The sequence below is a fragment of the Pseudomonas sp. UTLPPB19802 genome, assembly GCF_059730225.1.
Genome location: NZ_AP048545.1, coordinates 566,725 through 592,303, shown reverse-complemented (window position 1 = coordinate 592,303; position 25,579 = coordinate 566,725). Strand labels below are relative to the sequence as shown.

Genomic DNA, 25,579 nt, shown 5'->3' with positions numbered 1-25,579 from the left:
TATGGTTATTTCAAAAATCGTTGGTGGTCTGGGCAATCAGATGTTTCAGTATGCAATGTCCCGTTCGCTGTCGCTTGAGTTTGAGTCAAGTTTACTTCTCGACATTTCAGCGTTTGATAGCTATGTGCTACATCAGGGCTTTGAATTGAAAAGAGTATTCGACGTTAAGAGCGGTTTCAGCCAGAAAGCTGATGTTGAAAGTGTTCTTGGTTGGCAACAAGTTTCTTTCATCAACCGTTTGTTGAGGCGAGAGCAGTTTTCTTGGGCACGGAAAAAAAGCTTTGTGATTGAGCCGTGCTTTGAGTATTGGGATGGGGTAGAGTCGCTTCCTCGCGATTGCTACCTGTCTGGATACTGGCAGACTGAGCGTTATTTCAGAAAATTTTCCAAAATCATTCGTGAAGATTTCTCGTTTGCTGTTGAAATGTCTGAAGAGAATATTTTCTTTGCGGATAAGATCTCGCAGACTAACTCGGTGAGTATTCATGTTCGGCGAGGAGACTATGTCGGTAATGGTATCTATGCCGCCTGTACTGTTGAGTATTATAATAAGGCTGTTTCGGCTATTTTAGAAAGATCTGTGTCACCAGTATTTTTTATTTTTTCTGATGATATTGAATGGGTGAAAGTAAATCTGAAAATTGATGCTGAGCATTATTATGTGTCGCACAATAAGGGGGCGGAAAGTTATAATGACATGCGCTTGATGAGCTACTGTAGCCATAACATCATTGCCAACAGCTCATTTAGCTGGTGGGGCGCCTGGCTGAACCCCACCCCTGAAAAAATAGTGATCGCCCCTAAACAGTGGTTCACTAATGGCACTGACACCAAGGATCTGATTCCTGCCGAGTGGACGGTTCTATGAATACTCGGAATGCTTCCGGAAAACACACGCTAGTGATAGGCGGCGGGGGCTATATCGGAGCTTATCTCGTTCCTCAGCTTCTCGCCACGGGCCGGCGAGTCACCGTACTCGGGAGAAGTGACCAGCCACGATTCGCGCTTCCAGAGCATGCTACCTATGTGTCCGGTGACTTTGGCCAGCAGGCGGTGATCTGCGATCTGCTCGATGCTCATCAGGAGGTCATACACCTGGCGTATGCGACGGTTCCGAATACATCCTTCGAAAATCCCCTGGCGGACCTCCTGCAGAATCTGCCACCGACCGTGCAGCTCTTTACCGAGGCTGCAAGGCGTTCCATCAAGCTGGTGCTGATTTCATCAGGGGGAACCGTATACGGAGAGGCACGGTCAGTTCCGATCATGGAAGGACATCCCGCCAATCCGATCTCACCCTATGGCGTGACAAAACTGACCTTGGAAAACTACGCCTACCTGTATGCCAAGACACATGGCTTGCAGTTCGTTTGCGTTCGCCCTGCCAATGCCTACGGTGTGGGACAAAGGCCGTTCATTGGCCAAGGCTTCATTTCCACTGCAATTGCATCAGCAATCAAAGGGTTGCCAATAAAGGTGTTTGGTGAGACCGGCGCTGTCCGGGACTATTTGTATATCTCCGATGTTGCCTCGGGCATAGTCAGTGCGCTTGAGTTCGGCAAGGTCTCGGAGTGCTATAACCTGGGTTCCTCCATGGGCTCGACCAACATGGATATTGTCAATCATATCCGACCCTTGATGCGGCAGCTTGAGTGCGAGATCAATGTTGAGCATCAGGCTGAACGTGTTTTTGACGTGAAGAGCAATGTGCTTGATAGCGCAAAACTGACACGAGACACCGGCTGGCAGGCAAAGACCAGTCTTCTTGACGGTCTTGTTGCCACGCGTGACTGGTTGTGGAGCCGTAGAAATGAATTCTAGCGTTCAGGCAGACGCCTCGGGTGGCAAGGAAAAGCCGTTGATCTCTGTGATTCTTCCTGTTTACAACGGGGGGGCTTTTCTTGCTGAAGCTATCGACTCCATACTGGCTCAATCAGTTACGGATTTTGAACTCATCGTTATAGACGATGGCTCCAGTGATGGTTCACTGGACATGCTCAGGAAGTATGAGCGGAAGGACTCGAGGGTCAGGGCCTTCACTCAGGAAAACCAGGGGTTGACCAGCACCCTCAATAAGGCTCTTGACCTCGCAGAAGGTAAATGGGTTGCGAGGATGGACCAGGATGATATTGCGTTGCCCTTCCGCTTTGAAAGGCAACTCGACTACCTGGCCCATTTCCAGGCCGATCTTGTCGGCAGTTGGGTGAAACGCTTCGGCTCCTCTGACCAGCGTACTGTAAGGCTTCCGGAGTCGGAGGCCGCGATAAGAATGGAAATGCTCTTTGGTTCTCCATTCGCGCATCCAGCCGTCATGATGTCTGCGGAGCTGGCGAGACAGCTCCGCTATGACCCCGCCTGCGACAAGGCCGAAGACTATGATCTTTGGGTCAGGGCGGCGATGGCGGGATGGAGGATGGCTAACGTTCCTGAGGTGCTATTACTGTACAGGGTTCATGCCGCACAAATTTCCACCGCTGCCTCGAACCGCCAGATGCTCTTGTCCCAGGGAATAAAGCAGCGGTATTGGGAGCATATTTTTGAGTCCTGGGGCAAGGACAAATCCTGTATCCATTCGGTAGTCGCTGTGCGCAGCCCTGGCGCGAAGGTCGACGTCGATGCGATAGATACTGCCTTGCTGAATGTCTTGCAGAACTGCGAGGGTGAAGCGAAATCCATCGTGCTCAGTCATGCATTGCGTATCTACCTGCGGGTCGCAGCTGATTGCCCCGATATCGTTTCCCGATGGAAAAGGTTGAGTGAGGGCCATTCAGGAAAGGCGTCATTCAGGACATTGTTGGTCTTGCGCTTGCTTCGCCTGTTCAGGGTGCGGCCTGATGGAAGGCTTTTCAACAGTTTGAGGCATGGGCTGATTGCGTTGTTTTACCGCTAAACGACGATATTCAGTGAGAGCCACCTCGAATCTGAGCGCGCATCTTTCTTTGACCTGGCTGCGCTAACTATTTAGCACGTCGACCCGGTAGGCGGCGCTTTACGCTTTCCCTTTTTCATGGAAAGAGGGAAAGCTCATGGAGAGCCTCCAGCAGAACCCCGCCAGCACGGATAGGAAGACCGTATTACCCGCGCCTGATAGCGTACTGCTCAAGCGTTTCGAAGAGCGCCTGCTCAGGCACCTGGCCGCCTCGCGGCATCCCAGCCTGTCGCTCAATCGGCTCCAGGCCGCCCTGGTGCGTAGCCTGGATAACCAGCGTCAACTGAGGAAACTTGTAGAGCGCGCGCCGCAAATCGGCGCGCTGCTCGGCCAGATACTTGATGAAGCGTTCGGGCCTGACTCACAGCGGATGCTGTTTACCGGACCGTTGGGCAGCGGCCAGGCACAACGTACCCTGGCGCAGTTGGCCATGACTCTGTTGCGTAATCCTTTCCTGCCGCTGGAGGCGGGCGTGGCATTCAGTGGCGCCCATGACTCGAGTCCCGGCCAGGTCCTGCAACGGCTGAAGGCACTGGGCCTGGCGTCAAGGATCGCTACGAGCATGGACGACTACTGGCAACAGCCGGCCGATGGCAGCTACCTCTCACGCCGTAATCGGCTGGTCGAACTGCACAAGCTGCTGTTTCACGACAAGGTGCTGTTGGCTCACGGTGTCGGTGTGTTGTCGTCCGCTGCAACCGGAATGCTGATGAGCCTGCTCGATGCGCCGACCGCCCAGGCACGGGCGCGGGCTGGCGGGCGCTGGGCCCAACTGGCGGTGTCCGGGCTGGTCTGGCCGGGAGTCGGTCGCGGTGCGCCGGCGCTGGGCGGCGCCTTGCACTTGTGGAGTGCCAGCAACGACATACACGGTCGGCAGGTGGTTTTCCTGCCAGGAGTGGCCGAGGAGTTCTTCGAATTCGCCAGCCTTGCCGAACTGCAACGCGAACTACCGCTGCAGCTCAATGCCCTGGGAAACTACCGGCCTTGGCAACTGCTGCCGTTGCAGGAGCGGCATCAGCTGTTCGGTCCTACGGACCAGGTGGCCATCGCCTATGGCTTTCAGGCCTGCCCAACCCTGGTCGAGGACGCCCTGGCCCACAGTGCGCTGGGTTGGCTGGATACCCAAATGGCCAATGAGTGGGCTGCGGCGTTGCGGCTCAATGTGACGTACATGCTGCCGGAACGGTTGGTCGATGCCGAGCGCCTGACGCCATTGCAGGCGGTCGAGGCCATGCAGGAGGGGCGACGCGCATTGACCCATCTGCTGGCGATCAAGCCGCTGCTGGCGCGATTGCTGCGTTGTGATGAGCAGCACCGAATGCTGGAAATCACCTTTGGCAGCCTGGCCGTCGACATTCCCCAGCGCCTGCGGCAGAGCAAGGTTCGGCGCCAGGAGCAGGGCCTGCTCAAGCGGCTGGAGCAACCGCAGGCGCTGGTCGCAGCAGCGACGCCTGAAGTCTTGTTGGCCGATCATGGGCCCTGGTTGAAGCAGGCGGCTCATGTCCGGGCATTGCTTCAGGACCGCGACGACTATTCCCGGCCTGGCTTCTGGCGTGACAAGGACGGGCAGGGTGTCGAACGGATCGACCGGCTGCTCAAGGGGCGTTGCCAGGCCTTGCTGCATGAGGCGCAGATGCAGCATCAGCTCGGGCTGCTCGGCCAGGCGGAACTGCAGCGTCTGCTTGACGTGCTGCCGGCCTCGTCGCCGCCAGGGCCGCGCCCGGCCCGTGACACCCAGGTAGCCAGTATCGCCATCGGCCCCGAGGACTCGCCGTGGACCTTGACGGGAGCCTGTGTCATCAGCACCCGCCAGGCGTTCGCCGAGCCCAGCCTGGACGTCGCTGCCTTGCTGTTCGTGCCGGGGCGACTGGGCGGCCTGGAAATGTTCAGCAGCCTTGAAAGCCTGTCGCAGCGATTGGGTTTCACCTTGCTGGCTGCCGAATGCGCAACCCTCTGGCCGCTGGTTGCCCGCGATCGGCACCGGGCGTTGCGCAACTGGTTATGCCAACTGCCAGCCACCGGGCGGGTTGCCGTGCACTACCGCCCTATCGCCACCGATGCCTGGCGGCATGGGCTGCAACAACAGATCGAGGAGCATCTGCGGATCTGCCGGGCGATCAACGGTGGCCTGCGACCGTTCTCGGAGATCGGTGACGAACGCAGTTCCCTGCAAATGCTGGCCCATGAACTGGAACAGGGGCTGCTGGTTGGTGGGCACGATGCGCGTGAACAGGCACTGGCTAACATTGCCGCCCTGCAACTCGCGGCGGTGCAGGTCGATGAGTTACCTGGCTGGTTGGCGGGTGCGGCGCTGGCGGCGCGTCGGCAATATGCGCGGCTGCTGGGGCGCCATCAGCAAAGCGTGCAGGCTTGGGAGCTTCGGCTGGCCCGGTACCTGCCGGACCTGGACAATTTCGCGCGTGGAAAAATCATCGAGCAGTTGCGACAGGACGGCCTCTATCCGGGGCTGGACATCGATAGGCCATTGTTCGATCTGCCCGACAGCGTTGAGCGGGTCTGGGCCGCGCATCCCGAAGAGCCGACAGGAGGGGCGGGGGCGAAGACCGTGGTCAGCGAACAGCGCCGCACCTACAGCTTCCTGCAACTGGCCCTGGAAAACCTCGACCCGCAGCTCCCGGGAACCCGACGCCGGCTGCAGTATGGGCGGATACTGGACGGCGCCTGGCAGCAACGCCTGACCCCCGACTACCTGATCTCGACGATCTCCGGCCTGGACCTGGGCGGGCAATACGACACACTGATCCAGCAAGCCTTCTACGGCGTCGACGACGCTCGCCGTGAAGCGCTGCCGGTGTTCGAACGGGCGCTGCTGTACCGGCTGGTTCGGGATCGGGCCCGGCTGGAGTTGTTCAGTGCCCGGCAACAGGGGCTTGGCGAGCAGGCAACGCAATTGTTCGAGCGGGTCATGAACGACCAGAGCCCTGCGGACTGGCGCAATGAACCTTCATTTGAATTGTACTTCGTCACCTTCGCCGGCAGGGTTTTCGCCAGGGCCCGGCATGTGGGCAATGCCATGGCGATCCAGGACAGGGTTGGCGGCCTGACCCTGCTCTACCTGCCCGGCGCTCCCCAGGCCCTGACCGAGTACCCGGACCTGGCGGCGGCGCAGCAGGCGCTGGTCGAGCGCGAGCGGGCACCGCAGCGGGTGAAGGACATCGTGCAACGGTTGGCGGCGGGTTGGGCTGCGGAGGTTATCAAGGAATATCCCCTTGAGCCGTTCCCGCAGAGGAATTGCCCACCGGCGGCTTATTCGGCGTCGAGTGTGCCTGCGCTGGTCGAACCGCTGCTGGCGGTCAGAACGGGCTGGCTGTTCAAGGTCGTCCGAAGCTGGTGGACCAGCGAGCCGGAGCAATCCGTGCCGGGCCCTGAAGCGTTGGAAAAGGAAGTCCTGCGGGAGATCGCAGAGAATCCCGGGCAATGGTTGCGCCTGGAAAAGAGCGCGCGCTCGGACCTCTCGCTGATCCTGGCCCACGCCTTTGTGCTGCGTGCGCAGCAACGGGCCAGGAGCGTATCGAACTCCACCCGGCAACTGTCGCAGCAGCGCCAGGCGCATGAACAGGACCAGCGCACCGCCTTCTGGCTGAAGATGTTGTCGGTGGTGCCGGTGGTCAGTATCGGCGTCAATGTCCGTGAGACGGCCGGGGCATTGCGCCAGTTTCATCGCAGCGGTGATCCACGGGATGCCTTCGAACTGTTCAAGGCGGCGCACATGACCCTGGCCGATATCGCCTTGACTCTCTACCCGGCAGGCTGGACTGCCCGCCCGGGGCGGGTGGTCGGCGGCACTGGGGCGCGGGCGGTGCTGAGGAGCATCAGTCGCCGGCGCACACTTTCCCAGAGGGGCGCGCTGGCACTGAAAAAACGCGAGGCAACCATGCGGCCAGAACCGATGCTCCAGGGCTATGCCAAGCCGATCGCCGGGGATGACGCGGTGACCCTGCACGGCCCGGTGAATGCCGGCAGCCAGGTGAGGAATGGCGTGCAATTCATCAGTGATGGCAACAATCGCTACGAGGTCTATCGGCCCAAGGGTGAGAGCGCCTTGCGCCTGAAGAAGGCGGCCGGCCAGGAGAATGAACTGATCCTCCATATCCGCGAGCCGGGCGAGTACCTGCTGGGTGCCGATGCGCCCGAGCCGCAACCGGGACCCAGCCGTGCGGCCTATCACCGGCCCTGGGAGCAGGCCGTCGCGCCGCCGCTCGCGCCGGCTCCGGTGTCGCGGTTGGAGTGGCTGGGCCGCCGGCCGGCGACCTCCCGCACCCACTGGCAGGCATGGGGCCTGGTGTTGGAGGACAGCGACGTCATCGAATTGTCGGCGGAAAAGGGCTTGTACCGGCAACGGGGCAGCGACGTGCGTCTGCTGAAACTCGAGGGTCGTTATTTCGAACTGCTGGCCCAGGGGGCCGACATCGATCCCGAAATCGTCTTCCTCCGCCGCCCAGGCCCGCTGGCCGAATTGACCCTCAGCGACTTCAACCACTGGTGGTCGCATCTGGACCAGCAACCGCTTCCGGCGACCTTCGATCCACAAACCCGGCTGTGGACGCTGCGCGAGCCGTTGTTCGAGGCCACGGCGGAGAGCCTGCTTGCCTCAAGTACCCAGGGCATGACGGTGGACAGTCGGATACTCACGCTCAATCGGCTGATCGAGCGGGCCGACACCGGGACGGCCACCACCGCCAGCCGCATGGTCGCGCTCAGGCGCACGCTGGAAACCTGGGAAACCCGTGGCCTGGACCTGGATGTGTTGTTTCGCGAACTCGATGGCCGGCCCATTCGGCATCCGTTTCGTATCGGAACACCGGGCAGCGTGGGCTTTTCCCGGTTGGACTTCGAGCCCGGCCATGTGATCAGTCCGCGCTTCTTCGATGTCGAGGGACGGCACCGTATCCAGGACCTGTCGCTGCATACCGAGCGGGCGGTCAAGGGCATCCTGCAGCGCCACGGTTTCGTCGTGACCGAGATTCCCAAGGCCCGCTCCTACCTATCGGTCAACCTGGATTGCGTGCATCCGAACTCCGAGCATCGCTACTTCATCCACCTCAAATGGACCAAGGCCCACTCGGTGGTGCTGTTCAGCGCGCCAAGGGCGCCGTTGCAACTGACGGATGACTGGCTGCGCCTGCTGGTCGACTCGCGTTCGACCAGCCACAGCGCGCTGCTGCAACCGGCCCGGGTGGCGCTCGCGGAGGGGCGACTGGTGAAGCTGGTGGCGGGCTTGCAGCGGGTGCCGGGTTCGCAGCGGATCGTGGTGTTTTTTATTCGGGTGACCTAGCGCAGTGACGCTGAGCGTATCGCCAAAACGGAGGTGCCCAAGACCGACGGTCCAGGGCACCTCCTGACGATAACGTGGGCGCGACGGCCCGCGGCCACCCCGGAACGAAGGCGCTTTTTCCACGTCACCCTGTGTGCCGCATCACATTTTCAAGCATCCATTTTGCACTTTCTCGTCCTGATGCTGCCAGAGCGCCGGATTGCAGGAGGTTTTATTCAAAAGGATGAGAAATGTTTTTCAGTGCTCCAATGGCGATGGGGCCATCTACCTTCAGGTGGCTATTCACGTCTTCGCTTGCCGTCCGTGTGCTTTGTGTCGTCACCAGCGTATTGGCCAGCCAGGTAGCCTTGGCAGCAGAGCCCCCGGTACCCGGCCAGGAATTGCTGCGCCAACAGCAGCGTGAGCGCGCCCAGCGCGAGCAGTTGGAGCCTTCGCCCGACGTTCGCCTCAAGCCCCTGCCAGATACTGCGGATCATCTGCACCTGCCGCGCAATGAAACGCCTTGCTTCACGATCCGCAACGTCGTCTTGAGTGGCGACCAGGCCGAGCACTTTCAGTGGGCCCTGCGTTCGGCCAATCCTAAGGAAGACCCGCTGCTGGGGCGCTGCGTAGGCGCCGGTGGGATCAACCTGACGATGAAGCGCATCCAGAATGCGATCATCGCTCGCGGTTTCATCACCACCCGCGTCCTGGCCGCAGCCCAGGATCTGAAGCAGGGTACGCTGTCGCTGGTGTTGGTGCCTGGACGGATCCGCCACATCCGCTTTGCCGAGGGCACGTCCTCGCGAGCGAACAGCTGGAACGCCATGCCCGCGTCCCCCGGAGACATCCTCAACCTGCGGGATATCGAGCAGGCACTGGAAAACTTCAAGCGGGTACCGACCGCCGAAGCGGACGTCCAGATCACCCCGGCACAAGGTACGGATGCCCAACCGGGAGAAAGCGATGTGGTGATTGCCTGGAAGCAGGCGCTGCCGGTGCGGGTAAGCCTGTCGGTCGACGACTCCGGGAGCAAGCAGACCGGCAAGTACCAGGGCAGTGTGGCGTTGTCGCTGGACAACCTGGCGACCCTCAATGACCTCTTCTATGTGAGCTTCAACCATGATCTGGGCGGCGGCCAGAGCGGAGATCGCGGTTCCAAGGGGCATACCCTGCACTATTCGGTGCCCTATGACTATTGGCAACTGAGCCTGACCTCCAGCGAATACGACTACCACCAGACGGTGGCCGGGGTGAACCAGACCTATCTGTACCAGGGCCGTAGCCGCAATGACGAAGTCCAGCTGTCGCGAGTGGTGTATCGCGATGCGGTGCGCAAGACCAGTGTGTCCCTGGGCGGCTGGAGCCGCACCTCCAGCAACTACATCGATGACACCGAGATCGAGGTCCAGCGCCGCCGCATGGCCGGTTGGCAGTTGGCAGTCAACCATCGCGAGTTCATCGCGGCCAACACCCTGGACCTGGGGCTTGCCTATCGCCGTGGCACCGGGGCGAGAAATGCCCTGCGCGCGCCTGAGGAAGACAGCAACGAAGGCACCTCGCGCCTGCAGGTCATTTCGGCCAACGCACAGTTGCAGGTGCCGTTCACGCTGGCCTCGCAACGCCTGCGCTACATCGCCGGCTGGCGAGGGCAGTGGAACCGCACGCCACTGGTGCCGCAGGACCGTTTCCTGATCGGGGGGCGCTACACCGTACGCGGTTTCGACGGCGAGCAGGTGCTGTCCGCCGAGCGCGGCTGGACCTTGAGCAACGAAGTGGGCCTGAACCTGGGCGGCAGCGGCCAGGAACTGTACCTGGGCGTGGACTATGGCGAGGTCGGCGGGCATTCGGCCCAGTACCTGCCGGGTCGGCGGCTGGCCGGTGCCGTGCTCGGGGTGCGGGGCGGCTACAAGCAGTTTTCCTACGACATGTACGTCGGCACTCCGTTGGAAAAACCCCGAGGTTTCCAGACCGCCGATATCACCAGTGGCTTCAGTGCCAACTGGTCCTTTTGAAGGAGGCCCCATGCATTACGGCTCATTGAACGTATTGGCCCCCGAACATCCCGACAGTCCCATCGACGAAGCACAGGTGCTGGGCTCGGCGGTCTGGTTGTGGATGCATTCGCAGAACCACCGTGACGCGCCCTTGCACAGCCTGTCGGCGTTGCTGCTGCCAGCCATCAAGTTGCGGCAATTCATCTTGATCAGCGAGGCAGGCAAGCCCGTGTTCTTTCTGTCCTGGCTGAACCTCAGTGCCGAAGCCGAGGCGCGTTATCTGAGCGAGCCCGCGGTATGCCTGCCGGAAGCGGACTGGAACAGCGGTGATCGATTGTGGATCAACGACTGGGTTGCGCCGTTCGGTCATACCCGGCAAGTCACGGGACTGTTGCGCCGCCACCTCTGGGCCACGCGGATTGCCCGCTCGCTGTATCACCGGGGCGATGAGCGCGGGCTGCGCATCATGAATTTCCACGGAATCGCCATCCTCGACCTGGAGGCGCAAGCCTGGTTTGCCACCCACCCGCTTTCCCGCCACACGCCTTGAGCCGTCATCACGCAAGGGATCTGCATGAACAAGCATCTGTACCGAATCATTTTCAACAAGGCCCGCGGACTGCTGATGGTGGTGGCGGAAAATGTGAAGAGCGCCTGCAAGGCACCCGGCACGGCGAAGGCCGTCACCCCTGGCCATGTCGGCGTGGTAACGCTGACGCCGCTGAGGTTTGCGTTGATGGTCAGCCTGGGATGGGTGACCGTGGTGCTGCCGGCCCAGGCCCAGGTAGTAGCCGATGGCTCCGCGCCAGCAGGCCAGCGTCCGACGATCGGGGCTGCTGGCAATGGCACGCCGCTGGTGAACATCACCACCCCAAGCGCCGCAGGTGTATCACGTAACACCTACCAGCAATTTGATGTCGACCACCGCGGGGTGATTCTCAACAACGGCACCACCAACAGCCAGACCCAGCTGGGTGGATGGGTCGAAGGCAACCGGGCGCTGGCCAATGGCACTGCCCGGGTGATTCTCAACGAAGTCAATTCGAGCAATCCCAGCCAGTTGCGTGGGTTTGTCGAGGTCGCAGGCTCCAGGGCCCAGGTAGTGATTGCCAACCCGTCGGGAATCGCCTGCGACGGATGCGGCTTCATCAACGCCGACCGCGCGACACTCGCAGCAGGTCGGGCGAAACTGCAGGATGGCCAGATCAGGGGCTACCAGCTCGGCGGGGGCAAGGTCAGCATCAATGGTGCGGGAATGGACGCGCGCCAGGCCGACTACACCGAGATCATCGCCCGCACGATCGAGGTCAATGCCGGTATCTGGTCGAAGGATTTGAGCATCAAGGCCGGCACCTCCTCGACCGATCCAGCCGCCAGCGATCCGAACGCCCCCGAGGTGGCGATCGACGTGGCGCAACTGGGCGGAATGTATGCCGGCAAGATCACTCTGGTCGGCAATGGTGCCGGGGTCGGGGTACGCAACGCCGGGCAGATCGGTTCCAGTGCCGGCGACGTGGTCATCAGTGCCGATGGCCGCATCGAGAACCGTGGGCAGATCAGCAGTGAGGCGCGCATTGCGGTGCAGGGTGACAAGGGCATCGACAACAGCGGTACGCTCTTTGCCAAGGGCGACCTGGAGTTGGGCACCGATGGCGACATCGACAACCGTGGCATCGTGTCGGCCCAGGGCAATGCCCGCCTGGCCGCCAAGGGCGCGGGCTCGGCCATTCGCAGTCATGCGGGCTCGGCCCTGGCCGCGGGTGTCGACAGCACAGGCAAGCTGGGCAGCAGCGGTTCGCTGACGCTCACCGCGGGTGGCACCCTGAGTGCCCAGGGACAGAACCTCGCGGCCCAGGCCTTGAGTGCCACGGCCGGCGCGGTCGATCTGAGCGACAGCCAGACCTCTGCACAAGACATCAACCTGACCAGCACTTCCGGCAATCTGGATCTGCGTCGCAGCCGGGTCAGCGCCAGCCAGGCCGTGACCGCGACGGCCAGCCAGGGCCTGCTCAGCGATGCCGCGCGGGTAGGGGCGGCCCGGATCGGTATCACGGCGCTGGATCTGTCCAACGTCGGTGGCGAATGGGTGCAGACCGGCAGCTCGGGCATGAGCGTCGTGGTCGGGGGGCGTCTGGATAACCGCGGCGGCACCCTGAGTTCGGTTGCAGGCGATCTGCTGCTCACCAGTGACGGTGGCGTGCTGGATAACCATGGCGGGCGTCTCGAAGCGGCGAAGGCCTTGAACATCTCGGCATTGGGCCTGGACAACGGTGCTGGCGTGGTCACTGCCAGCCAATTGCTTGTCGATACCCGCAACCAACTGCTGGACAACCGCCAGGGCATGCTCAACGCCCGCGACACGCTGATGCTCGACAGCGGTGCACTGAACAACGATGGCGGAACCGTGCAGGCTATCTCGACGATGTCGCTCGATACCCACGGGCAACTGCTGAGCAATCGCAATGCAGGCAGCAACGGCGGGATTATCGGTCTGCAGACGGTCACCCTGCGTGCTGGACAACTGCTCAACGACCAGGGCTTTATCGGTAGCGGCAGCACCCTGAGTGTCGATGCCCGGCAGTTGAGCAACCAGGCCGGCCTGCTACGGGCCGACGGTCGTTTGTCGATCACTGCGACCAGCGTCGACAACACCTCGACCCAGGGCACCAACCAGGGCCTCAAGGGCCGTTCGCTCAGTGTGGCGGCCGACGGCGTCGACAATCGCAATGGCTCGATCGTGGCCGACGAGACGCTGAGCCTGAGTGGCAGCGGAACACTCGATAACCAACAGGGGATCGTTTCCGCCGGCAGTGTGCTGACCGTCGCCGATCGCGACCTGTCCAATAAGACCCAGGCTGTGCGCAACACCGGGGGGACGCTGATTGCCGGCCAGTCATTGGTTCTCGACAGCGCCCACTACAGCGGTACGGGCAAGGTCCTCAGCCTGGGCGACCTGGCGTTCCGATTGACGGGTGATTTCGTCAACAGCGGACTGTTCCAGAGTAACGGCGACCTGTCGGTGCAGGCCAGTGGCCGGTTGAGTAATGAGGGGACCCTGCAGGCGGGTAACCTGCTGCGCGTGGACGCGGGCGATATCGATAACCGCACCAGTGGCAGCCTCAGCGGCCTCCAGGTGCAGGCGAATGCGAGCAATCAATTCGACAACCGTGGCCTGGTCGACGCCCAGACCACCCGCTTGAGCGCCGCGACCCTGAACAACCTGGGCACTGGCCGTCTCTACGGTGACCACCTGGCGATCACGGCCGGGACGCTCAACAACACCGGCGAAGGTGGCGTTGCCGCGACGATTGCCGCACGGGACCGGCTCGATATTGCCAGCCAGTACCTGAACAATCGTGAACATGGGCTGATCTTCAGCAGTGGCGACCTGGCCATTGGTGCCGCCCTGGATACCTCCAACCAGGCCAGCGGCCAGGCCCTGGAAGTGAACAACGCCAGTGCGACCATCGAGGCCCTGGGTGATCTGGTGCTCGATGCCCGCATCATCCGCAACACCAATGAACACTTTGTCACCGAGCAGGCCGTGGTTTCCAGCGAGGAACTTCGGGAGTACCAGCTCTCCGGCTCGCCCAATCGCTACGACACCAGCCAGATTTCGATCTACAACGACGAGGTGCAGCACCTGGTCACGCCGGACGGGGTCAAGGACAACTGGAACCGTTATGACTTCACTCGCCAGGTCACTGAAACCCGGGTTGCCAGTTCTGACCCCGGGCAGTTGTTGGCCGGCGGCAATATCCGCATCAATGCCGAACAGTTGCTCAATGACAAGAGCCGGGTCATCGCGGGGCAGGCCCTGACGGCCAATGTGACCAGCCTGGTCAATACCGAAGTGACGGGGCAGCAGGTCACCACCGACAGCGGGACCTTGAGCAACTTCTATCGCATCCAGCGCAAGGGCCGTGACCGGCAAGGCACCTCCACCACCCGCTATACGCCAGCGCCGCTGATCCAGCAGATCTCCCTGACACCGACGGTCTTTACCGAGCACTCGGCCGTCAACGGCAGTGGCACCCGGATCGGCTCGCTGGTCCTGGCTGATGTCACCGACAGGACCTCCGGCACGGGCGCCGCTGTAGGCGGAGAGCAAGGCATGACGCCGATCAGCCAGGTGCAGGCGCTGACCGCGAAGGATGCCGTCGGGGCGGTGGAGCAGATTCGCACCGGCGGATTCAATCCGACCCTGCCCGATAACAGCCTGTTCCATACCCAGCCCAACAGCACTGCCAGCTATCTGGTGGAAACCGACCCCCGGTTTGCCAGTTATCGCCAGTGGCTGTCGTCGGACTACATGCTGCAGCGCCTGAGCCTTGATCCAGCCGCCATCCAGCAACGCCTGGGGGATGGGTTCTATGAACAGAAGCTGATTCGCGAGCAGGTGGCGCAGCTCACTGGGAAGCGCTTTGTCGACGGCTATGCCAGCGACGAGGAACAGTATCGCGGCATGATCGACAGCGCAGTGACCCTGGCCGAGCAATGGAAGTTGATCCCCGGGGTGGCCCTGACGGCCGAGCAAATGGCCCAACTGACCAGCGACATCGTCTGGCTGGTGTCCAGGGACGTGACCCTCGCCAGTGGTGAAGTCCGCCAGGTACTGGTGCCGCAGGTCTATGTGCGGGTCCGTGAGGGCGACCTCGATGGTGCCGGTGCGCTATTGGCAGGTCGGCAGTTGAACCTGGATGTGCGTGGTGACCTGGTCAACGCCGGGAGCCTTTCCGGACGGGACGGCGTGACGGTCAGTGCGCAGACCCTCGACAACCTCGGCGGGCGGATTCATGGCAACGACGTGGCGCTCAATGCCAGCCAGGACATCAACAACCTCGGTGGGCAGATCAGCGCCGACAGCCGGCTGGCGCTCGGCGCGGGCCGCGATCTGAATGTGCTGTCCAGCAACGGCGACAGCCAGGGCGACCAAGGTGCCCGCACCGCATTGTCGCGAGTGGCCGGGCTATACGTGTCGGCACCTGCAGCGAACCTGATCGCGACGGCCGGGCGCGATATCAATCTGAAAGGGGCACAGGTCATCAACGATGGCGCCGCTGGGCAGACCGTCCTGGTGGCGGGCAACGACCTCACGCTGGGCACCGTCAGTGAGTCCTACACCCAGGCCAACCAGTGGAACGCCGATAACTGGCGAGCCGAAGCCGGGCGCAATGAAGTAGGGAGCACGCTCCAGGCCGCGGGCGATATCCGCCTGGGCGCGGGCCGCGACCTGAATGCCCGGGCGGCCCAGGTCAGTAGCACGGCAGGCGTGGTGACGGCCAGCGCCGTACGCGACATCAACCTTGAGGCGGGTGAAAGCTTCAATAGCGCCGATGAAGCGCACAAGGTCAAGGGTAGCAACGGCATGTTCTCCAGCAAGACCACCACCACCCGCGATACGCTCAGCCAGACCCAGGCCCTGGGCTCCACCCTCAGTGGCGAACAGACGGTGGTCCAGGCCGGGCGCGACATCAGCGTCACCGGCAGCAACGTGGTTTCCACCTCAGGTACGCTGCTGGCTGCCGGAAACGACATCAAGATCCAGGCCGCTACCGAGGAACTGAACGAGCGACATTTCAAGGATGTGAAGACCAGTGGCCTGTTCAGCGGCGGTGCGATTGCCGTCACCATCGGTTCCCAGCAACAGACAGGGGACAACCGCAACCGGGAGAGCACCGCGGCGGCCAGCAACATCGGGGCCACGGATGGCAATGTATCGATCGATGCCGCCGGGCAGTACCGCCAGGTGGGTAGCCATGTCAGTGCGCCGAAGGGCGACGTGTCGATCCAGGCCGCCGAGGTCAATATTCTCGAAGCGCGCAACCTCTCTTCGCAGCAACAGGAGAACCGCTTCAAGCAATCCGGCGTGACCGTCACGGTCACCAACCCGGTGGTCAGTGCCGTGCAAACCGCGCAGCGGATGAAGAAGGCCTCCGACCGTACCGATGACAACCGCATGAAGACCCTGGCGGCGCTGAGTACCGCATTTGCTCTCAACGACGCCCATACCCAGGTCATGGCGGACCCGGCGTCCATGGGCGGGATCAACATCAGCATTTCGCTGGGGGCCAGCAGCAACCAGAGCAACAGCGAGCAGAACGGCAGCACTGCGGCAGGCTCCTCGGTGACGGCGGGGCATGATGTGTCGATCATTGCCAGTGGTGCCAACTACAGCAACGACCTGACGGTCCAGGGCAGCCAGGTCAGCGCCGGGCATGACGCCCTGTTGAAGGCCGATGGCAATATCCTGCTGGTCGGCGCGCAGAACACCATGGAGCAGCACAGCACCAACAAGGGCAGCAATGCCAGCATCGGCATCGGCATCGCCTTTGGCGGGGCGCAAAACGGCATCAGCTTCAACGCCGCCGCGTCCCGTAGCCGTGGCAATGCCGATGGCAACGATCTGGTCTGGAGCAACACCCACGTCGAGGCGGGCAACCAGCTCAACCTGGTTTCCGGCAAGGACACCAACGTGCGTGGCGCGCTGGTGTCCGCCAACACGGTCAAGGCCGACGTTGGCGGCGACCTGAACATCGAGAGTCTGCAGGACACCAGCACCTTCGCCTCCGAGCAGAAAAGCATGGGCGCCGGTATCAGCCTGTGCATTCCGCCGATTTGTGCCGGCATGTCCAGCGCCAGCTTCAGCTCCAGCAACACCAAGCAGAAGTCCAACTTCGCCAGCGTGATCGAACAGTCGGGAATCCGTGCCGGCGACGGCGGCTTCGACATCACGGTCAAGGGCAACACCGACCTCAAGGGCGGGTTGATCGCCAGTTCGGACAAGGCCATCGCCGACGGCAACAATCGCCTGACCACGGGCACCCTGACTGTTGCCGACATTCACAACGTCTCAGAGGCCAGCGCCAAGGCCTCGGGGGTCGACCTGGATACCCGGATGCTCGAAGGCAAGTTGGGGGCGACCAAGGCGTTGGTTGCCAACAGCCTCAACAACGCCTCGGATTCCGACTCCAAGTCCAGCGATACCCTCAGTGCCATCAGTGCCGGCACCCTGGTGATCACCGATGCCGAGCGCCAGCGCGTGCTGACCGGCCTGACCGTCGACGAAGCGATTGCCAACCTGAACCGCAATACCGAGGCGGCGCATGCTGCCGTCGATCGGTTGGACGTGGGGGAAATGGGCCGCAAGGTCGAAGCCGAACAGGAGATCAAGCGTGAGCTGTATCGCCAGGTCGCGCTGTTGGCCGACGAGGCCTACCGCAAGATTTTCGTGGAAAAGATCAAGGTCTATGAGATTGAGAAGGATGCTGATGGAAATACAAAACGCGACAGCTACGGCAAGGTCCAGTATCGCGAGTTGAATGATGAGGAAAAACAGCACCTTCAGCCCGGACCCGATGGCAAGGTACACATTGCCAACAATGGTATTTTCAACGACGCCGATGGAGCCGCGAAATATGCCGAACAGCACAGCAGTGCCAAGACCGGGCCGCAGTATCTGATCCACTTCCAGGATGCCAACAATTTCACTTCCGAACTGATGATCGCGGCCTATCAGAAATCGTTTGAAAATGACTTCTGGGGATTATCCACCGCGACCCAGCAAACCAAGGACTATATGGCCCAGTTCGGGCAGAGCGGCTTGGTTATCGATGGGCATAGCCGCGGTACGATGACAACCGGCAACGCCATGGAGTCGCTTATGCGTGATCCGTCGAACATCGGCATTCTGAGTGATACGAGAATGTATTTCTACGGTGCCGCCTATGGGGTCCAGAAAGCCGACCAACTGCTGGGAACCCTGCAGAATCGGGCCAATTACAGCTCCGAGGTCCAGAACGACAAGATGGTGCTGCAATACCAGATTCACAACTACGATCCGGTGGGCCGGATTCCCGTGGGGCTCAACCCCGGCACTGGCGGCACGATACCACCTGGCAGCAATGTCGTATGGGAAGTCCTGAAGGTGTTCGGCGGCCAGAATACCGTCCACAACTGCTACGGCAATGGGGGAGATGCGTGTGCTGTCTACTGGAGCAACTCCGGTGGCAAGCCCAGCTATGTCAAAGTCAAACCTTGAGGGGGGACTCATGTTCACGGGTAAGCTGCTGTTTGGCCTGGGCGCATTGGCGCTGGTTGGCTGTCGGCCTTTTCAACCACCACCGCCGGAATTCACACACTGGAGCAAGAAAGGCGTGTCTGTCGAAGGTGTCATAGACGCCATGCATGGCTGCGGCTATAGCAATGTCGACGGGGCGGGAGACAGGGCTCCGATCGATGTGGTGCTCACGCGCTTCTATTGCATGAAGGACGCCGGTTTCTCGCGGCGGGACAACCTGGACCTTTGCAAGACGGGCCGTATCGGCGAATCACCGGTGTGCGAAGGTCGTCGATAAAAACTCTATGGATGGAGACTGTGCAATGAACAGCAGGAACAACGTCAACCAGGCCCGACATGACCATCGGGTCGTGATCGCACTTTTCGCCGCCCTGGGGCTTGGCGGTTGTGCCTCGTCGATGTCCACCACCGGCGAGCCGGGAGTGAAGATGGGCGATAGCTACTCGCAGGTGCTCGCCACGGTGAGCCGCAACAATACCGTGACCAGGGAGGTCAAGGGCGAGGGGTTCAGGGCCGAGGGCTACTCGCCGATGTTCAGGGATTGTCGCATCAAGTATTTCCTCTTCCAGGGCGCCGATGGCTTGCAGCGCGTGAACTTCGAACCGGCACCGCATCTGTCGGTCAACCAGAATTGCCGTCAGCCCTGACAGGCCTGTCTTTCTCAAGCCTGTTCACTTGCTCAGAGCGCGCCCGGCCATCGCCTACGCCGTACGAGCCGAGAGCAATTGGCCGTGAACAGGCACTCAGCGAGTCGCTTGCCCATGAAAGCTCTACATGTTGCTCCTGCCATGCTCCTGCTACTGCTGGGCGGTTGTGGCCAGTTGTCCAATGTCCGTTCGTTCTCGACCGCCTATACCTCGCCGCGGGCGGGTGAAACGGCCCGGCTAAGGGTGGTCAGTGACGGCATGGTGCGTGCGGTGCCTGGGCGCAACTGCCTGGACTGGACGAGCCCTGGCGCCGGGGTGATGGTTTCGGCGCAGTCAGGCTTCACCGACCGTAATGGCGAGCGCTTGGGCATGCCAGGTGCGGCACCAGGCTGGGCGGATGCCGTCTCGTCGGAGCTGCTGATCCCGGCTGGCAAACCCATCGCGTTTCATTACCTGGCGCAACAGCACTACTCCCGGCAGTGCTTCAACACCCTCAGTTTCGTACCCCGTGCCGGCGTGGATTATCTGCTGCGGACAAGCACGGCCGGAGAGTGCCGGATTGAGTTGAATGAATTGCACGGCAGTGAGGGACGCTTGCAGGCCGTCGAGGCGACGCAGATGGCGAAGGCTTCGATGTGCAACGCAATGGACAATTTCTAGAGGCAGGGTTGAGTGAGCCCTGAAAACAAGAATGCCCCGGATCGATGATCCAGGGCATTTTTGTTGAAGATGGCGCACTCGGCGGGATTCGAACCCACGACCCCTGCCTTCGGAGGGCAGTACTCTATCCAGCTGAGCTACGAGTGCTTGTGCGGGCGACATAATACCTATCTCGGCCCTAGGCGTCCACGGTGCTTTTCAGTCGGTGACTTTACGCCGTCCCTGTGGCGCATTTTCCTGCCGCTTGCTACACCTTGCGCCCGACCGAAGCGCCTTCTGGCACTCTGGCGCAACTGATCTATCGTTTTCCTGCGCGGACTCGCCGAACGTTTTTCCCTGTTGTCGCCACCGCAGGGGGCGTCACAAGGCCCGAGGTGACGCTGATCAGAAAACTTCCCAGCAATGGTCTATTCTCGTTCTTTTTTTCGAACAGACTATTGTCCTTTGACCCCATTGATCCTAGGATTCGTTTGAGATTTCAAACGCTCCTGTCTGGGTGCTGAACCGCACGGCTATCTCCTGTGCGCTATTTATGTGCTTCGGCCCGGTGAATGAACTTCCTGACGGCAGCCCCCAAGGCGCCTTTCTACAATCAATAATTCGCTCCGCGCGTGCGCGGTGCTGTTAAGGAAAGCCTACATGCAGCTCAAAGATACCCAGTTGTTCCGCCAGCAAGCCTTCATCAATGGGGCATGGGCCGACGCGGACAATGGTCAGACGATCAAGGTCAACAACCCGGCCACGGGCGAAATCCTGGGTACCGTGCCGAAGATGGGCGCCGCCGAAACCCGCCGTGCCATCGAAGCCGCCGACAAGGCCCTGCCGGCCTGGCGTGCACTGACCGCCAAGGAGCGTTCGAACAAACTGCGTCGCTGGTTCGAGCTGATGATCGAGAACCAGGATGACCTAGCGCGCCTGATGACCCTGGAGCAGGGCAAGCCGCTGGCCGAAGCCAAGGGCGAAATCGCCTACGCCGCTTCCTTCATCGAGTGGTTCGCCGAAGAAGCCAAGCGCGTCTACGGTGACGTGATTCCTGGCCACCAGCCCGACAAGCGCCTGATCGTGATCAAGCAGCCGATCGGCGTGACCGCCGCGATCACCCCGTGGAACTTCCCGGCCGCGATGATCACCCGTAAGGCCGGCCCAGCCCTGGCCGCCGGTTGCACCATGGTGCTCAAGCCCGCTTCGCAGACCCCGTTCTCGGCCCTGGCCCTGGCCGAGCTGGCCCAGCGTGCCGGCATCCCGCAAGGCGTATTCAGCGTGGTCACCGGCAGCGCCGGCGAAGTCGGCGGCGAGCTGACCGGCAACCCGATCGTGCGCAAGCTGTCCTTCACCGGCTCGACCGAAATCGGTCGCCAGCTGATGGCCGAATGTGCCCAGGACATCAAGAAGGTTTCCCTGGAGCTGGGCGGCAACGCCCCGTTCATCGTGTTCGACGACGCCGACCTGGACAAGGCCGTCGAGGGCGCGATCATCTCCAAGTACCGCAACAACGGCCAGACCTGCGTCTGCGCCAACCGCCTGTACGTGCAGGAAGGTGTCTACGACGCCTTCGCCGAGAAGCTGAAGGCGGCGGTCGCCAAGCTGAAGATCGGCAACGGCCTGGAAGAGGGCACCACCACAGGTCCGTTGATCGACGAGAAGGCCGTGGCCAAGGTCAAGGAACACATCGCCGACGCCCTGAGCAAAGGCGCCACCGTGCTGACCGGCGGCAACGCGATGGAAGGCAACTTCTTCGAACCGACCGTACTGGTCAATGTGCCGAACAACGCTGCCGTGGCCAAGGAAGAAACCTTCGGCCCACTGGCTCCGCTGTTCCGTTTCAAGGACGAAGCCGACGTCATCGCGATGTCCAACGACACCGAGTTCGGCCTGGCTTCCTACTTCTACGCCCGTGACCTGGGCCGTGTGTTCCGCGTGGCCGAGGCCCTGGAATACGGCATGGTCGGCGTCAACACCGGGCTGATCTCCAACGAAGTCGCGCCGTTTGGCGGTATCAAGGCTTCGGGCCTGGGCCGGGAAGGTTCCAAGTACGGCATCGAAGACTACCTGGAAATCAAATACCTCTGCCTGGGCATCTGACCCGGTCGGACGCTTCGGCGACAGGGGCACGAGAGCGCTGTTCCTGTCGCGTTTCAAACGTCACTTCAATGTGGCCGGAACCCTGTGCCAGTCGATCATCGTATGCTGGCGCAGTGCTCTCCCTGCCGCGTCATCCTTGAACCACGCCGCCCGATGAGCGGTGAATGAGGACAATATGAGCAAGACCAACGAATCCCTGATGCAACGCCGCCAGGCTGCCGTTCCACGCGGCGTCGGCCAGATCCACCCGATTTTCGCCGAGTCGGCGAAGAACGCCACCGTGACTGACGTCGAAGGCCGCGAGTTCATCGACTTCGCTGGCGGTATCGCCGTACTGAACACCGGTCACGTGCATCCGAAAATCATCGCCGCGGTGACCGAGCAGTTGAACAAACTGACCCACACCTGCTTCCAGGTCCTGGCCTACGAGCCGTACGTGGAACTGTGCGAGAAAGTGAACGCCCGCGTTCCAGGCGACTTCGCCAAGAAAACCCTGCTGGTCACCACCGGTTCCGAAGCCGTCGAGAACGCCGTGAAGATCGCCCGTGCCGCCACTGGCCGCGCCGGCGTGATCGCCTTCACCGGCGCCTACCACGGCCGTACCATGATGACCCTGGGCCTGACCGGCAAGGTCGTGCCTTACTCGGCCGGCATGGGCCTGATGCCAGGTGGCGTCTTCCGTGCGCTGTACCCGAACGAACTGCATGGCGTGAGCATCGACGAGTCGATCGCCAGCATCGAGCGCATCTTCAAGAACGATGCCGAGCCACGTGACATCGCCGCAATCATCATCGAGCCGGTGCAGGGCGAAGGCGGTTTCTACGTCGCGCCGAAAGAGTTCATGAAGCGCCTGCGTGCGCTGTGCGACCAGCACGGCATCCTGCTGATCGCCGACGAAGTGCAGACTGGCGCCGGTCGTACCGGTACCTTCTTCGCCATGGAACAGATGGGCGTCGCGCCTGACCTGACCACCTTCGCCAAGTCCATCGCTGGCGGCTTCCCGCTGGCTGGTGTGTGCGGCAAGGCCGAATACATGGACGCCATCGCTCCTGGCGGCCTGGGCGGCACCTACGCCGGTAGCCCGATCGCTTGCGCCGCAGCCCTGGCCGTGATGGAAGTGTTCGAGGAAGAGCACCTGCTGGACCGCTGCAAGGCAGTCGGCGAGCGCCTGGTCAGTGGCCTGAAGAAGATCCAGGCCAAGCACCCGGTGATCGGTGAAGTGCGTGCCCTGGGCGCGATGATCGCGGTCGAGCTGTTCGACGACGGCGACAGCCACAAGCCGAACGCGGCCGCCGTGGCACAGATCGTCGCCAAGGCCCGTGACAAAGGCCTGATCCTGCTGTCCTGTGGCACCTACGGCAACGTCCTGCGCGTGCTGGTTCCGCTGACCTCGCCAGACGAGCAGCTGGACAAGGGCCTGGCGATCATCGAAGAGTGCTTCGCCGAACTCGCCTGAGTCTCGTGACACGCTAGACAAAAAGACCCGCCTCGGCGGGTTTTTTTGTTTCACGGCCCATCAGGAGTGGCTGGCGGTTGTATCTGGGGGTGGGTTTTGACTAATGTGTCAGGACTGCCCTCGGAGAGTGCAAGATGACTGCTTTGGATTTGCCCGCTGTACCCCGTGTGTTGATTGCCGAGGCGGACCCTTGGGCGCGGGATTTGTTGAAGCAGGTACTGCTGACCGTACGCTGCGACGCGCAGCTGACCCTTTGCGCCGACGGCCAGGACGCCTTGCAGCACCTCACCGAGCAGCCCATCGACCTGGTGATCGCCGACCGTGAGCTGCCGGGCATCGACGGCCTGAGCCTGCTGTACAACATGCGCCAGAAAAAGCGTTCGCCGCTGCTGCCGTTCATCCTGCTCAGTTCCCGCAGTGACATCGCCAGCGTCCGCGAAGCCCTGCCGCTGCAACCCACTGCCTATCTGACCAAGCCCCTGAACGTGGAAGGCCTGACCCAGCGCCTGCAGGATCTGCTGCTCGATGCCGGGCAGAGCGTGTTCTGCGAGGTGCCGGCCCTGGCGCCGGGCATGGACCTCAAGACCTTTCTCGAACGACGTCGCGAACAATCGGACGGCGCACCGCTGATGGCCGATGTGCAGGTCGCGGTGAAGCGCAGCCTCAACCCCAATGGCCTGGACCTGAAGCAACTGGCCCAGGAAATCAGCACCGACCCGCAGATCACTGCGGTGCTGATCGCCGCCGCCAACAGCGCGGCGCAGCATCATGGCAGTGCGGTACAGACCCTGGCCCAGGCCCTGCAGCGCCTGGGCTCGGCGCAAAGCATGAATCTGATCCTTGGCCTGAGCCTCAAGCGCAGCGCCAAGCTCAGCGATGCCGTGCTGGCCGACTACGCCGAGCGCTACTGGGAGCTGTCACTGCATACCGCCGAATACGGCAGGACCCTGGCGCGATTGTTCGAACTGGACCAGGAGCGTTGCTATTGCGCCGGCCTGCTGCACCGCCTGGGCGACCTGGCCCTGTTGCGCTGCATGCAGGAGTGGCAGCAGGCGGGGGGCGAGCTGGATGATGAGCAGATTGGCGAGTCGCTGTTTGCGCTGGGGGCCGGTTATGGCTCCGCGTTGCGTACCCGCTGGCGTTTGCCACTGGAACTGCGGGAACTGATTGCGGCGATCTACCAGCTCGGCGGCGGGGTGTATTCCCGTGAGGCGCTATCGATGAACCTGGCCGCGCAACTGGCACGCCTGGCGCCCAATGAGGGCGTGGAGGAGGTGGCCAAGAGCCGGGCCGCCAGGCTGCTCAAGATCGGCTTGCCGGACCTGGCCCGACTGCGCAAGAACTGACACGACCCTCTGGTACAGAACAGCACAAGCCCGTGGGGCTCCCACAGGTTCAGGGCACGGTCACGCCAGCACGATCTGGTTCTTGCCCTGGCGCTTGGCCTTGTACATCGCGCTGTCCGCCCGGGCGAACAGGCTGTCGAGCAGTTCGTCCTCCAGCGTCAGGTTGGTGAGGCCCTGGCTGACGGTGGTGCCGAAATTTTCGCCTTCCTGATTGAAGGCCAGGCGCTGGATCTCGCGTTGCAGGCGTTCGGCGATGGTCAGTGCCATTTCCGGGGCGCAGCCGGGCAGCAGCGCGGCAAATTCCTCGCCGCCGATGCGCCCGAACAGGTCGCCGCTGCGCAGTGCCGAACGACCGCTTTCGGCGATCCGCTGCAACACCTGGTCACCCGCCGGATGCCCGTAGGTGTCGTTGATCAGCTTGAAGTCATCGATATCCAGCAGCAGGAAGGCCAGCGGCGAGCCCTGCAGCCGCGCCTGCTCGAACTCGCGGTGGGCGCACTCGAAGAAATGCCGGCGGTTGCTGCTGCCGGTCAGTACATCGGTGGTCGCCAGGCGCTGCAGCTCGTCTTCCAGTCGCTTCTTTTCGGTGATGTCCTCGGCGATTCCGACCACGATCACCCGTTGGCCCGGTTCGGCCTGGCGGCTGATGAAGCATTTGTCGCTGAGCCAGCGGATTTCGCCATCGGCACTGATGATGCGGTACTCGCGGTCTTCCACCGCGCCCTTTTCCAGTACCTCGGCCAGGCTGCGTTCGGCATAGTCGAGGTCGTCGGGATAAATGCTGTTGCGCCACTCGCCGTAGTCGGCCAGCAACAACCCCGCAGAACGACCGAAAATGCGCTCGTAGGCCGGGCTGACATAGAGCATTTGCCGAGCCTCCCAGTCGAAGGCCCAGAGCACGGCGTTGACGCTGACCAGCAGGGAACTGAACAGTTGTTCGCGCTCGCTCAGGCGCGCGACTTCACCTTGCGCGTGAACCAGCGCGAGCAGGGTTTCAGCGGCCTCCGGCCACTGTTTGAGCAAAGACGGTTTGGGTTTTGTTATCACCATCGGCACACATCTCACTGGGTGGCCGCGCCGTTATCGGGCACGACGACACTGACAACC

General features: G+C 61.9%; 14 protein-coding genes and 1 tRNA gene. 13 read left to right on the top strand and 2 right to left on the bottom strand.

Annotation, left to right across the window (positions count from 1 at the left end; all coding sequences use genetic code 11):
• Window position 1: 1 nt before the first annotated feature.
• From AC6I6U_RS02640 to AC6I6U_RS02595, 10 genes are all read left to right on the top strand, one after another.
• Entirely contained in the window at window positions 2-868 is an 867-nt protein-coding gene (locus AC6I6U_RS02640) for an alpha-1,2-fucosyltransferase (RefSeq protein WP_497880524.1), read from the top strand.
• On the top strand, window positions 865-1,821 hold the full coding sequence (locus tag AC6I6U_RS02635) for an NAD-dependent epimerase/dehydratase family protein (RefSeq protein WP_497880523.1): 957 nt from the start codon (window positions 865-867) through the stop codon (window positions 1,819-1,821). The genes AC6I6U_RS02640 and AC6I6U_RS02635 overlap by 4 nt, the downstream gene beginning before the upstream one ends.
• Entirely contained in the window at window positions 1,811-2,890 is a 1,080-nt protein-coding gene (locus AC6I6U_RS02630; protein WP_497880522.1) for a glycosyltransferase family 2 protein, read from the top strand. Before AC6I6U_RS02635 ends, AC6I6U_RS02630 begins: the two co-directional genes overlap by 11 nt.
• A gap of 136 nt (window positions 2,891-3,026) precedes the next feature.
• Window positions 3,027-8,225: a dermonecrotic toxin domain-containing protein gene (locus AC6I6U_RS02625; RefSeq protein ID WP_497880521.1), complete on the top strand. Its 5,199-nt coding sequence runs from the start codon at window positions 3,027-3,029 to the stop codon at window positions 8,223-8,225.
• Window positions 8,226-8,572: 347 nt separating this feature from the next.
• Window positions 8,573-10,219 carry a ShlB/FhaC/HecB family hemolysin secretion/activation protein gene (locus AC6I6U_RS02620; RefSeq protein ID WP_497880520.1) on the top strand — a complete coding sequence of 549 codons (1,647 nt, stop codon included), beginning with the start codon at window positions 8,573-8,575 and terminating at the stop codon, window positions 10,217-10,219.
• 10 nt (window positions 10,220-10,229) lie between these two features.
• A complete protein-coding gene (locus AC6I6U_RS02615) occupies window positions 10,230-10,751 on the top strand; it encodes a toxin-activating lysine-acyltransferase (protein WP_497880519.1) in 522 nt (173 codons plus the stop codon).
• A gap of 24 nt (window positions 10,752-10,775) precedes the next feature.
• Window positions 10,776-18,242: a two-partner secretion domain-containing protein gene (locus tag AC6I6U_RS02610; protein WP_497880518.1), complete on the top strand. Its 7,467-nt coding sequence runs from the start codon at window positions 10,776-10,778 to the stop codon at window positions 18,240-18,242.
• 10 nt (window positions 18,243-18,252) lie between these two features.
• Window positions 18,253-18,558 (top strand): hypothetical protein, encoded by a 306-nt coding sequence (locus AC6I6U_RS02605; RefSeq protein ID WP_497880517.1) that lies wholly within the window; start codon window positions 18,253-18,255, stop codon window positions 18,556-18,558.
• Window positions 18,559-18,583: 25 nt separating this feature from the next.
• Window positions 18,584-18,928 carry a hypothetical protein gene (locus AC6I6U_RS02600; protein WP_497880516.1) on the top strand — a complete coding sequence of 115 codons (345 nt, stop codon included), beginning with the start codon at window positions 18,584-18,586 and terminating at the stop codon, window positions 18,926-18,928.
• A 141-nt stretch (window positions 18,929-19,069) separates the two neighbouring features.
• Window positions 19,070-19,588 carry a hypothetical protein gene (locus AC6I6U_RS02595; RefSeq protein WP_497882969.1) on the top strand — a complete coding sequence of 173 codons (519 nt, stop codon included), beginning with the start codon at window positions 19,070-19,072 and terminating at the stop codon, window positions 19,586-19,588.
• A gap of 70 nt (window positions 19,589-19,658) precedes the next feature.
• Here AC6I6U_RS02595 and AC6I6U_RS02590 read toward each other — a convergent pair.
• A tRNA-Arg gene (locus AC6I6U_RS02590) sits at window positions 19,659-19,735 on the bottom strand.
• A gap of 492 nt (window positions 19,736-20,227) precedes the next feature.
• Here AC6I6U_RS02590 and gabD point away from each other — a divergent pair.
• The 3 genes from gabD to AC6I6U_RS02575 all read left to right on the top strand — a co-directional run bounded on the left by gabD (window position 20,228) and on the right by AC6I6U_RS02575 (window position 24,472).
• Window positions 20,228-21,670 carry an NADP-dependent succinate-semialdehyde dehydrogenase gene (gabD, locus tag AC6I6U_RS02585; protein WP_497880515.1) on the top strand — a complete coding sequence of 481 codons (1,443 nt, stop codon included), beginning with the start codon at window positions 20,228-20,230 and terminating at the stop codon, window positions 21,668-21,670.
• Between the two features lie 175 nt (window positions 21,671-21,845).
• The gene (gene gabT / locus AC6I6U_RS02580; protein ID WP_497880514.1) at window positions 21,846-23,126 is read left to right on the top strand and encodes a 4-aminobutyrate--2-oxoglutarate transaminase; all 1,281 of its coding nucleotides are present in this window, start codon (window positions 21,846-21,848) and stop codon (window positions 23,124-23,126) included.
• A gap of 134 nt (window positions 23,127-23,260) precedes the next feature.
• Window positions 23,261-24,472: an HDOD domain-containing protein gene (locus AC6I6U_RS02575; protein WP_497880513.1), complete on the top strand. Its 1,212-nt coding sequence runs from the start codon at window positions 23,261-23,263 to the stop codon at window positions 24,470-24,472.
• Window positions 24,473-24,532: 60 nt separating this feature from the next.
• Here AC6I6U_RS02575 and AC6I6U_RS02570 read toward each other — a convergent pair whose 3' ends face one another.
• Window positions 24,533-25,522: a GGDEF domain-containing protein gene (locus AC6I6U_RS02570; protein ID WP_497880512.1), complete on the bottom strand. Its 990-nt coding sequence runs from the start codon at window positions 25,520-25,522 to the stop codon at window positions 24,533-24,535.
• Between the last annotated feature and the right edge of the window lie 57 nt (window positions 25,523-25,579).